The sequence below is a fragment of the Streptomyces chisholmiae genome (assembly GCF_031845445.1).
Lineage (GTDB): Bacteria > Actinomycetota > Actinomycetes > Streptomycetales > Streptomycetaceae > Streptomyces > Streptomyces chisholmiae.
In genome coordinates this window covers 1-408 of record NZ_JAVREO010000277.1, presented here as the reverse complement: position 1 = coordinate 408, position 408 = coordinate 1, and the positions used below count along the sequence as shown (strand labels likewise).

At 61.5% G+C, this 408-nt stretch carries 1 protein-coding gene; it reads right to left on the bottom strand.

The window, feature by feature from the left end:
• Window positions 1-81: 81 nt before the first annotated feature.
• Window positions 82-408 (bottom strand): hypothetical protein (locus RM844_RS33185; protein WP_311671132.1); only part of this gene is annotated, 327 nt, incomplete at its 5' end.

Below are 408 nucleotides of genomic sequence, written 5' to 3'. Positions count from 1 at the left end.
CATCCGAACTCGTCATGGCTGCCACTATGGGCGCCCGGTGACCTCGCGTTAAGGAACTTGCTCAGCGTGATCGCAATGCCCTCAGGCTGCCGCGGCCCCGATCATGGAGAACAACGGGTCGGTGGGACCGATGTCGAGGGTGCATTCGTGGGTCCGAGGATCCGGCACGAAGGCCCAGAACATCGCGCCCGCGGTGCCCATCGTGCGCATCTGGGCGATGGCATCACCGAGGAATTTCCGCCGCTGTTCCAGCGAATCGCAGGAACCGGCCTCCATCCCGATCTCGGCGACAAACAACGGCTTGCCCACAGAACGTGTCTGCGCGACGCGGCGCTGTAGGCCGTCGTACACGTCTCCGGGCAGATAGTCGGTCTTTTTTTTGATTTGGTTATCAAGGAGATCTACACC